Annotated in this window: 10 protein-coding genes; 5 read left to right on the top strand and 5 right to left on the bottom strand. The window is 59.9% G+C overall.

The annotated features are described in order from the left end of the window. Positions 1–79 precede the first annotated feature (79 nt). The 5 genes from cydP to HWE01_RS22445 all read right to left on the bottom strand — a co-directional run bounded on the left by cydP (position 80) and on the right by HWE01_RS22445 (position 4,049). Positions 80–352 carry a cytochrome oxidase putative small subunit CydP gene (gene cydP / locus HWE01_RS22425; RefSeq protein ID WP_241822931.1) on the bottom strand — a complete coding sequence of 91 codons (273 nt, stop codon included), beginning with the start codon at positions 350–352 and terminating at the stop codon, positions 80–82. Between the two features lie 64 nt (positions 353–416). Then, positions 417–1,211 (bottom strand): sulfite exporter TauE/SafE family protein, encoded by a 795-nt coding sequence (locus HWE01_RS22430; protein ID WP_241822932.1) that lies wholly within the window; start codon positions 1,209–1,211, stop codon positions 417–419. A 10-nt stretch (positions 1,212–1,221) separates the two neighbouring features. Further along, positions 1,222–2,889, bottom strand: coding sequence for a bifunctional protein tyrosine phosphatase family protein/NAD(P)/FAD-dependent oxidoreductase (locus tag HWE01_RS22435; RefSeq protein ID WP_241822933.1), 1,668 nt, complete (start codon positions 2,887–2,889; stop codon positions 1,222–1,224). A gap of 67 nt (positions 2,890–2,956) precedes the next feature. Further along, positions 2,957–3,151 (bottom strand): YgaP family membrane protein, encoded by a 195-nt coding sequence (locus HWE01_RS22440; protein WP_175344928.1) that lies wholly within the window; start codon positions 3,149–3,151, stop codon positions 2,957–2,959. 22 nt (positions 3,152–3,173) lie between these two features. Beyond that, positions 3,174–4,049: an MBL fold metallo-hydrolase gene (locus HWE01_RS22445; RefSeq protein ID WP_008328738.1), complete on the bottom strand. Its 876-nt coding sequence runs from the start codon at positions 4,047–4,049 to the stop codon at positions 3,174–3,176. A gap of 241 nt (positions 4,050–4,290) precedes the next feature. Here HWE01_RS22445 and HWE01_RS22450 point away from each other — a divergent pair, with 241 nt between their 5' ends. The 5 genes from HWE01_RS22450 to HWE01_RS22470 all read left to right on the top strand — a co-directional run bounded on the left by HWE01_RS22450 (position 4,291) and on the right by HWE01_RS22470 (position 9,367). After that, positions 4,291–5,634, top strand: coding sequence for a sigma-54 interaction domain-containing protein (locus tag HWE01_RS22450; RefSeq protein ID WP_008328739.1), 1,344 nt, complete (start codon positions 4,291–4,293; stop codon positions 5,632–5,634). A gap of 246 nt (positions 5,635–5,880) precedes the next feature. Further along, the gene (gene copC / locus HWE01_RS22455) at positions 5,881–6,246 is read left to right on the top strand and encodes a copper homeostasis periplasmic binding protein CopC (protein ID WP_241822934.1); all 366 of its coding nucleotides are present in this window, start codon (positions 5,881–5,883) and stop codon (positions 6,244–6,246) included. Continuing rightward, positions 6,243–7,127 (top strand): copper homeostasis membrane protein CopD, encoded by an 885-nt coding sequence (gene copD / locus HWE01_RS22460; protein WP_241822935.1) that lies wholly within the window; start codon positions 6,243–6,245, stop codon positions 7,125–7,127. The genes copC and copD overlap by 4 nt, the downstream gene beginning before the upstream one ends. Before the next feature lie 282 nt (positions 7,128–7,409). Beyond that, entirely contained in the window at positions 7,410–7,796 is a 387-nt protein-coding gene (locus HWE01_RS22465; RefSeq protein WP_241822936.1) for a DUF2946 domain-containing protein, read from the top strand. Positions 7,797–8,041: 245 nt separating this feature from the next. Next, positions 8,042–9,367, top strand: a complete 1,326-nt coding sequence (locus tag HWE01_RS22470) for a tyrosine-type recombinase/integrase (protein ID WP_241822937.1) — start codon at positions 8,042–8,044, stop codon at positions 9,365–9,367. Positions 9,368–9,612 lie beyond the last annotated feature (245 nt).

The following is a 9,612-nucleotide window of genomic DNA, read 5'->3' on the forward strand; positions in this document are numbered from 1 at the left end:
CGAACAGGAAGTGATAGAGCGCCGTGACGGCAAACTGCAGCCGCGATAGCGAGACGACTTCATCGATGGGAACCATGGCTTACTCCGATTTGGTAATTTTTTCAGATGAATGCTGCATGTCATTCGACGATGCCGAGAAAGAGGCAGGCGCAAGCATGCGTTGCTCCACGCTCTGCACGGGCATCTGCATATGCTTGGCCTCTGGATGGGCGAAGAAGGTCTTGGCCAGCGCCGTGATGAGGGCTACTTTGACCATCAGGAGAATGGTGATTTCCGCGGCTAACGGCAGATCTGTCAGCCTTCTGGAAATGCCCCCCGGATTAAACTTCTGCCAGAAAATTTGCTTCATCATCACCTCTACTTTTTATGTGGGTGTAGAAAAGCCGATCTGAAATGAACGCATGTATGCCCAAAGATCAATGAATGGACTTCATGATCAGGCCAGCAGAAACTACCATGCAGACGACCGAAAACGCCAGCTTCAGGTGGGCAGGATGCCAGCGTACCGCCAGCCTTCCTCCGAGCAACATGCCCGCGATCGCTCCGGCAGAAAATGGCAGGCCAATGCCCATGTCGAAGTGACCACTGACCATGCTGGTGCCGACGCTGACCAGTGAAATCAACGCAATGACCGCCAGCGAAGTCGAGATGACGGACTGCATGGCGAGGTCGGTTACGCGCTGCAAGGCTGGTACGATGACGAACCCGCCCCCCACGCCGAGCAGACCCGAGAGCACGCCCGCCACGCCACCCATGACGGCCAGACGACTGGCACAACGGGGTGTCCAGACGAAGCGCCCGCTCTTGTCACGCAGGCAGGGGCAGTCATCCGATACGGTGGCCGCGGCTGTCTTGCTACGCCGGGCATCCCGCATGCCCTTGATGGCTACCCACACCATGACCAGGGCAAACAGCAGCGTCAGGTAGCGCGTATCGAGCTGATGCGCCAGCCACGTTCCCAGCGGCGTGAGGACGATGCCGACGGCAGCGATCAGCGCGGCAGCCCGATAGCGCACGATGCCGGCCCGCAAACCGATCACCGCCCCCATGGCCGAAGCCATGCCTACGGCCAGCAAGCCGATGGGACCGGCCTGCGGCACGCTCAGATGCAGGCCGAACACCAGCAGCGGAATGGCCAGGATACCGCCACCGGCGCCGGTGAGGCCCATGATGCAGCCCACCAAGGCACCCAGTAACAGGCTCATGCTCATCTCTGTCTCCTCAACCGACCATTTCGGGTTGCGCCAGCCACTCGTGTCCCTTGAGCATGCCCTCCCAGTACAGCGGCGGCAGAATGCGCTCCTTGAGCAGCCAGGCCAGCCGCGATGGCCGCGTGCCATCCAGCATCCATGCCGGGAAACTGGGCGCCAGCTTGCCGCCATAGTTGAATTCGGCCAGAACGATCTTGCCGCGCTCCACGGTCAAGGGACAAGATCCATAGCCGTTGTAGCGGGCCTGAACGGATTGCCGACCCAGATTGTGGAGCACATTGTGGGCCACCACCGGCGCTTGTTTGCGGGCCGCGGCAGCGGTCTTGGCGTTGGGAGAATTGGCCGCATCGCCGAGTCCGAAGATGTTGGAAAAGCGCTTGTGCTGCAAGGTCGACTGATCAACATCGATCCACCCGGCCGGATCGGCCAGAGGACTGCTGCGGATGAAGTCCGGTGCCGTCTGCGGCGGCACCACGTGGATCATGTCAAAGGGCACTTCCACTTTCTGTGAGCTGCCATCGGGGGAGCTGACGGCAAAGGTGGCGATCTTGCGTCCGCCATCAATGGCGGTCAGGGTCTGTCCGAAGTTGAGATCGATGCCATAGGCTTGCACATACTCCATCAGGGCTGGCACGTACTCGGCCACGCCGAAGAGCACGGCACCGGCCGAGCGGAACTGCACATTCGACTTCTCCAGTACACCGGCGTGTCGCCACGCATCACAAGAGAGATACATGGCCTTTTGCGGGGCCCCGGCGCATTTGATGGGCATGGGCGGCTGGGTGAAAACGGCATTCCCCCCTTTGAAGCGCTCCACCAGCTCCCAGGTATAGGGCGCCAGGTCATAGCGATAATTGGAAGTCACGCCATTGCGACCCAGGGTGTCGGTAAGACCTTCGATGCCGTCCCAGTTCAGTTTCAGGCCGGGGCAGACCACCAGTTGTTCATACTTCACCACGCGACATCCTTCCAGCAGCACCGCATTGCGCTCCGGCTCAAAGCCGGCCACGGCCGACTTGATCCAGCGTACCCCGCGCGGGATGAGTGATCCCATCACCCGGGCCGTCTGCGCGGGCGTGAATACGCCGCCGCCCACCAGAGTCCAGCCGGGCTGGTAATAGTGCACATCGGCCGGATCGATGATGGCGATATCCAGCCCAGGCTGGCGCGCCAGCAGGCTCGACGCCACCGAGATCCCGGCAGCACCGCCACCGACGATGACCACCTTGTGCGTCGAGTCGGCCACATCGAATGGCGTGGCATTGCTCTGGTTGATTCTGCGCACCAGCGCGCTCAGGTCGTAACCTGCTTGCTCGGCGCGGCTCAATATTTCTCCCGTGGACATGCGGCCGGCACGTGAAAGCCCCCACAGCGTGGTACTGCGCATGCCGCTGCGGCAATAGGCCAGCACGGGCTTGGGCAGCTCCTCGAGAAGACGGTCGAATTCGTCAGCCTGGGTGTCGGCCACCTGACCCGGGATCACCGGTAGATAGCGAGCCTCGATGTCGGCAGCCTGTGCTTGTTGCTCGACCTCTCTGAAACTGGGCTGGTCGCCGGCTTCCCCGTCCGGACGATTGCAGATGATGGATTTGAAGCCGGCCGCAGCGATCTCTGCCATATCGGCAGGCATGACCTGGGCCGAGACGGACAGGTTGGCCGTCAGTTGCTTGATGTTCATGGAATGTCTCCTCGATGGATGTATCCCTGGCGGCGACGCCCCGGCGTCGACCAGCAAGGGGAGGGGATCAGCGATCCCGGTTAGCGCAACTGCTGATGCCCAGTAGCGGATATAGCGGACAGAAGCGCAGCAGGCCGGTCCCTATCGGGATCAGGCCCAGCCAGCCCCACCATCCCACGGTGCCGGTAGCCGCAAGGATGACCAGCACGAGGCCGACGATGATTCTCAAGATGCGGTCGATACCGCCTACATTGCATTTCATGATGACTCCTCAGGGTTGGGGATCAGACTGCGTCCAGCGGGATCTTCAGATAGCGCACGCCATTGGCCTCGGCCGGTGGCAATTGGCCGGCACGCATGTTGACTTGCACCGACGGCAGCAGCAGCACCGGCATGGCCAGGGTGGCGTCACGGGCGCTGCGCATGGCCACGAATTCCTCTTCGCTGATGCCATCGCGGACGTGAATGTTGTTGCTGCGCTCTTCGGCCACGGTGGTGACGAATTGAAGCTGCCGGCCGTTGGGCTGGTAGTCGTGGCACAGATAGATACGGGTATGCGGCGGCAGGCTCAGGACCTTGTTGATGGAATGGAAGAGCGTGCGGGCATTCCCGCCGGGGAAATCGCAGCGCGCGGTCCCGTAGTCGGGCATGAACAGGGTATCGCCGACGAAGGCGGCGATCTGGTCGCCTTCCTCCACGACATAGGTGATACAGGCCGGAGTGTGGCCGGGCGTGTGCATGACACGCGCCTGCAAGGTCCCGATCTGGAAATGCTCGCCGTCGGCGAAGAGGTGATCGAACTGGCTGCCATCGTGCGCAAATTCACTGCCGGCATTGAAAAGCGCCCCGAATACGTCTTGCACCTGGCGGATATGTTCACCGATGGCGATACGTCCGCCCAGCTTGCGCTTGAGATAGGGCGCTGCCGACAGATGATCGGCATGGGCATGGGTTTCCAGGATCCATTGCACCGAGGCATCGAGTTCCTGCACGCGCCGGATCAGGTGATCGGCGCTGCTGGTGGAAGTGCGTCCGGATTTGGGATCGTAGTCCAGCACGCTGTCGAGCAGAGCGCATTGCCGGGTCGCGCGATCCAGTACGAGATAGCTCACGGTACTGGTGGCCGGGTCGAAATGGCCTTCAATATGCAGGTTGTCCATGTTGTCCTCCTCTGATTGTCAGATATTTTCTTCATATCAAAATCTGTGCCAATGCGATGCCTTCATTCAAGTTATTGATTTATTTGAATAAATTTCTCTTCGGGCGCAATGAGTGCTTCCCCTGGCTGCCAGTGACACTGCCAACTGGCAGTGGCATACTGCCAATTGGCAGTGCCGTAGGCAGTCCGAATGGCAGTGGCAGGGTGAATGGGTCATCAGAGGGCTATGCGCCTGGATTTTTATGGAAGAAAGCGAGAGCGTCGTGTCGTCATTACCGGATGTATTGCAACCGTTCGAGGTACAGGCCCTGATTTCCTATCTGGACCACGAGCCGACACCGATGATCGTGATGAACACCGATTACGAGATTCTGGCGGCCAATACGGCCTACCGGCGCCAGTTCGCCACGGCGGGCAGGGCGCCGATCGGTCAGAAATGCTATGCCATGTCGCATCATTACCAGGTGCCTTGCGACCAGGCTGGAGAGCACTGTCCTTTGCAGAGTGCTCTGGTGACCAAGGGACCGGATCGGGTGCTGCACATCCATCACACTCCGCGCGGGCCGGAGCATGTGGATGTGGAGTTGCGGCCGATCATCGATCAGCAGCATCGCGTGGTGGGTTTCGTCGAGCGCTTGCAGACGGTGCGCCATGCCTCGGTGCAGGCCAGTCGGCAGGGGCTGGTTGGCAAGGCACCGGCCTTCAATCGTGCGCTGGGCGAGTTGCAGCGCGTGGCCATGTCGGACTTGCCGGTCCTGCTGCTGGGGGAGTCTGGCAGCGGCAAGGAACTGTTTGCACGCGCGGTACACGAGGCCAGTCCGCGGGCGCGCGGTCCTTTCGTGGTCGTGGATTGCTCGGGATTGACCGAGAGCCTGTTCGAAAGTGAACTGTTTGGCTACGAAAAGGGGGCCTTCACCGGGGCCCACGTTCGCAAGGCGGGGCTGGTGGAAACGGCCAAGGGCGGCACCTTGTTCCTGGACGAGATCGGCGACGTGCCATTGGGAATGCAGGTCAAGCTGCTGCGGCTGATCGAATCGGCCACCTTTCGGCGTGTCGGTGCGGTCGATACGCAACAGGCCGAATTCCGCCTGGTGGCGGCCACGCACAAGCCCTTGCAGCAAATGGTCGCCAAGGGCGAGTTCCGCCAGGATCTGTATTACCGTATCAGCGCCTTTCCCATCCATTTGCCGCCGTTACGGGAACGGCGCGACGACATACCCTTGCTGGTCGAATCATTGCTTCAGCGCGGCGCCGGGGTCGGAAGCAAACCGCTGCAAACCTCGCCGGAGGCCATGGCGCAATTGATGCACCACGACTGGCCGGGCAATATCCGCGAACTTCGCAACGTGATTGAGCGTGCGAGGCTGTTTGCCGATGACGGGGTGATCAAGAGTGAGCATCTGGCGTTGGAGCTTTTCCAGCCGACACGTTCGCCCGGGATGGACAAGCCTGTGTCCGAAGTAGCTGATTTGATGGAGATGGCGCGCCAGTTCAAGGGGAGTCGCAAGGAACTGGCGGCCAGCCTGGGGATGAGTGAACGTACGCTGTACAGGCGGATGAAGTCGACCGGGTCTGATCGCGGTTAGGGCCTGTTTGCTCATGCAGCGCTGAACGATCAATGCTGAGCCACGCGATCACGCGTATGCGGGTAATGCGTATTTCGCTTCTCTGCGACAATATGTCGCAGGCGCAGCGCTCTGGTCGTGGCAAACTTGGGGCCCGCGAAGATGTACGCGCTGACCCGGGTTCCCTCACTTTTCATGGCTCAAGTGGTCAGCCCGGCTCGGGGTTCGTGCACTTCCTCAACTGATGCCCTAGTGGAATTGACGATCATGAAAAATATCAAACGCCTCCTGTCATTGGTAGTTCTGTCCAGCCTGTTCCTGGCGCCATCCGTCTGGGCGCATGCCCACCTGAAGACGGCCATCCCCGCAGACAAGGCGGTAGTGGCATCACCAGCAGAGCTGACCCTCAACTTCTCCGAAGGCTTGAATCTGAAGTTTAGCGGCCTCAAGCTCTCCGGTCCGGACCAGAAGGAAGTCCACCTGGGCCAAGTCACGCTCATGGACGAAGGAAAGTCTCTCATGGTCGGGATTCCAGCACGGCTGACGCCGGGCACCTACACCGTGCAATGGCATGCCTTGTCCGTGGATGGACACAAAACCGAGGGTGCGTACAGCTTCTCCGTGACACCTTGATTTCATCAACGCTTTTGTTGGGCCTGTGCCGCCTGTCTGTCGATGGTGCGGCACTGTTCCTGTGGGGGGCTAGCCTGACGCTGCTGGTGCTGGTGGCCGAGCCGCTCAGGAGCCATCTGTGGCAACGCCTGGCCGGATGGCGACGCTTTTTGTATGGACTCCTGTTCATCGCGGTCCTTTCAAGTTTGCCGCTGCAAGCCAGTATTCTGGGGGACGGCTGGGCTGATGCCTGGCGCTTCGACATGCTCGCTGCGGTCGCCAATGGCACCTCGATCGGTACGGCATGGTGGTTCCAGCTAGTGGCCGTTTCCCTGCTGTTGCTCAGCGTGACGCAATCGGATCGCATGCGCTTGCTGGCATGTCTCGGGGGCAGCGGTATCGTACTCGCGAGTCTGGCGCTGACCGGACATGCCGTCATGAATGAGGGAGGGGAGGGACTGCTGCATCAGGCCAATGACCTTCTCCACGTTTGGAGCGTAGGGGCATGGATGGGGGCCCTGCCGATCGTCTTGCTGATCCTTTCAGGGCAATATCGCTGCGCGTATCCTGAGCTGGTCAGCACGATTCTGCGGCGCTTTTCAAATGTCGGTCACGCAGTGGTTGCGTTGGTTTTGCTGACAGGCTTGGTCAATACGATCCTGATTCTTGGAAGGCTGCCGTTGGACTTCCATTTTCGCTATCAAGCGTTGCTGACCATCAAGATCATGGTGGCGGGCTTCATGGTGGCGATTGCTGTATTCAACAGGTATGTACTGGTGCCGGCGATGCGTCAACAGCGCAATGCGCTGCATCGGATACGCCTTCTGACCATGGCTGAAATCTTGCTGTCCTGTTTTGCGCTGGTGTTGCTGGCTTGGCTGGGAATGTTGCAACCGAATTGAAACGCTGCCATGTGGGCGGTTCCAGACGAACTACGGATCGACCCGTGCGCTGCGCTGATCCGCCGCTGCCACGGCTGGCGTCGGTACCGCCGGCGCGGTATCCCGATCCATCGTGCCTTGCCAGATTCACCCGCGTTGCGCCACTACGGAGCGCACAACGTCAATTTCCTGACTGCGGCAAATTGACGCAGCCAGATCGATGCAGTGTCATCAGCTAGAAAAGCAGGCTTATCATAAGCGGCCCTCAACGTGACTTTGTCTGCTGTTTCCGGACCTCCGAACATGAGTTTGAGTAAACGCCTTCATCGACTGATCGCATGGCTTGCGCTATGCGTGATGCTCTTTGTCGCTGCCGCTCCAAGCATTTCGCGGGCGCTGGCCTCCAATAGCCAGATCAGCTGGATGGAGGTTTGCAGTGCCACCGGCATCAAGCGCACGACTGCACCGGCAAACAATAATGCGGGGCAGGAGCAAATGCCCGTTGACAAAGCACACTGCGGTTATTGCGTCCTGCAGCAGCACACTCCGGCTCTGGCATCTGCTGCACCCGGTATCGCTCTGCTGGTCGCGGTGCTGGCGTACCCTCTCTTCTACATGCCTGACGTCACCGTGGTCCGAACGTTGGTGCCCACGGCACATCGCAGTCGCGCCCCTCCCAGCTGCATTTAATCACCTTGATTACATGGCTTGTACGAGTCTTCCTCGCGGACTTGTGAAGACCTTTGCGTGTGTGCTCGTGATGAGCAGAAATATCGACCGAAATAGCACATGAACAAGCTGAAGTCGTCTCACGCAGAGTTTGGCGCCTTGATGCGAGCTATTCCGACGCCGAATTCAAAGTGGCGGTCAATTGCATTGATCAGCAAAGCCAAATGAATTTGGTCAGATCGAATTGCTCCAACGGAGAAGAAAACATGTTTAATGCAGTCGCAGTCGCAGTTGCAGTCCAGTCGCTGGCCGCCGGCGAGCATCTCACCATCCCCAAGCATCGCGGCTTGCGTTTGCGTGCCAACGAAAGCATGTACAACTGGATCTATCGCTACAAGAATCCGGATGATGGCAGGATCCGTCAGGTCAAGCTGGGCGAGTGGCCCAACATGTCATTGACCTCGGCCGTTCGCCATTGGAGGCAGCTCAAGGGTCTGCGTGATCAGGGCGTCGATCCCTCAACAGTACATCGGCAAACGGAACACCCACGACGGGCTTCCATCGCCATGCCCAATGAATCCGCTGCGCAACTGTCGGTGCAGCAAATTGGCTTGCGTTATTACGAGGGGCACGTCAAGCATCATTGGGGCGAGAGAGGGGCCAGGGAAGTATGGCGCATTTTCGCTCGCACGCTCGGTGAATTCGGTAGCCTACCCGCACAGAAGGTCGATGCAGACCTGGCTGCTGACTTTCTTCGCGGGTTCCTGGACCGGCCCACCCAAGGCACCATCACGCGACGCGAACTGGGCGCGGCATGGGACTACGCCATTACCCACGGATTGCTTCCTGCGGAGAACGTCAATGTCTGGCGCGGTATCCTGCGTGGGGAGTTCAAGAGCAAGGGCGTTCGTGTCAAGGGCGTGCATCGTGGCGCCGAGAAACGTCTGCTGTCGGTCGATGAGCTCGCCATCCTGCTGCCGTGGTTGCATCATTTCACCAGCGCCAATGAAGACATCCTGACGCTGTTTGCGTGGACATGTGCTCCTGGAAAGGAAATTTGCGCCATGCACGCCAGCGAGATCAGCCAGGAGGAGGACGGCTGGTGGTGGATCATCCCGGAGGCAAAGTTGCGTCCCCAACGACGCGGTGCCGCGAGCGATTTTCGTATCCCCCTGGTGGGACGGGCTCTGGAGATCGTGCAGCGTCGGCTGCTGGCCAGCACGAATGGTTACCTGTTCAAAGGACGCAAGGGCGGACGCTTCGATCCCAAGAACGTCGGCGTGGCGGTCTGGAATGCGCGAGAGGACTGTGACTCACGTCCTGAATATCAGCGACCACGCCTGCCCATTTCGGACTGGACGCCCAACGATCTCCGACGGGCAGCCGTGGAGTTGCTCAAAGCACTGGAATGTCCACCGGAAATCCTGGCCGCAATCCAGGGACAGCGCGGCAATCGTCTCCGCTTGTCTGCAGACAGGCATGCTCACGATGCCCTGAAGCGGCTCTGGATGACACGGCTGGCGCAAGTCTTGGAGCAACTCATGCAGGGCAGGGCGCCGGCGCAGTGGGATACAGAAAAGCTGGCTGCCTGAGACAGAATTGCAAAAGGGGCCGAGCCCGATGCTTTGATTACATGCAACACTCGATGAAAGCGGAAGGGCAGTTCGAGCCCTCCCGCTTTGCCAATACCCGCAGCTTCCCCGTTACACTGGAACAAGGCACGATGCTGCGGCGACCAGCTCTGCTTCGAATTACGTCTGTAGAACCCATTTCATAAATAGGCGTGAGATGCGTTCTGTCCAGAAAGGGCGCTGGCAAGGCGCGCGACGCGTCGTGT

The organism is Herbaspirillum sp. C7C8, assembly GCF_022627875.1.
Classification (GTDB): Bacteria; Pseudomonadota; Gammaproteobacteria; order Burkholderiales; family Burkholderiaceae_D; genus Herbaspirillum.

What these genes read in the sequence shown, in the direction of transcription:
- cydP (WP_241822931.1), bottom strand. Translation starts at nt 352, where the DNA reads ATGATGAAGCAAATTTTCTGGCAGAAGTTTAATCCGGGGGGCATTTCC.
- HWE01_RS22430 (WP_241822932.1), bottom strand. Translation starts at nt 1,211, where the DNA reads ATGAGCATGAGCCTGTTACTGGGTGCCTTGGTGGGCTGCATCATGGGC.
- HWE01_RS22435 (WP_241822933.1), bottom strand. Translation starts at nt 2,889, where the DNA reads ATGAACATCAAGCAACTGACGGCCAACCTGTCCGTCTCGGCCCAGGTC.
- HWE01_RS22440 (WP_175344928.1), bottom strand. Translation starts at nt 3,151, where the DNA reads ATGAAATGCAATGTAGGCGGTATCGACCGCATCTTGAGAATCATCGTC.
- HWE01_RS22445 (WP_008328738.1), bottom strand. Translation starts at nt 4,049, where the DNA reads ATGGACAACCTGCATATTGAAGGCCATTTCGACCCGGCCACCAGTACC.
- HWE01_RS22450 (WP_008328739.1), top strand. Translation starts at nt 4,291, where the DNA reads ATGGAAGAAAGCGAGAGCGTCGTGTCGTCATTACCGGATGTATTGCAA.
- copC (WP_241822934.1), top strand. Translation starts at nt 5,881, where the DNA reads ATGAAAAATATCAAACGCCTCCTGTCATTGGTAGTTCTGTCCAGCCTG.
- HWE01_RS22465 (WP_241822936.1), top strand. Translation starts at nt 7,410, where the DNA reads ATGAGTTTGAGTAAACGCCTTCATCGACTGATCGCATGGCTTGCGCTA.
- HWE01_RS22470 (WP_241822937.1), top strand. Translation starts at nt 8,042, where the DNA reads ATGTTTAATGCAGTCGCAGTCGCAGTTGCAGTCCAGTCGCTGGCCGCC.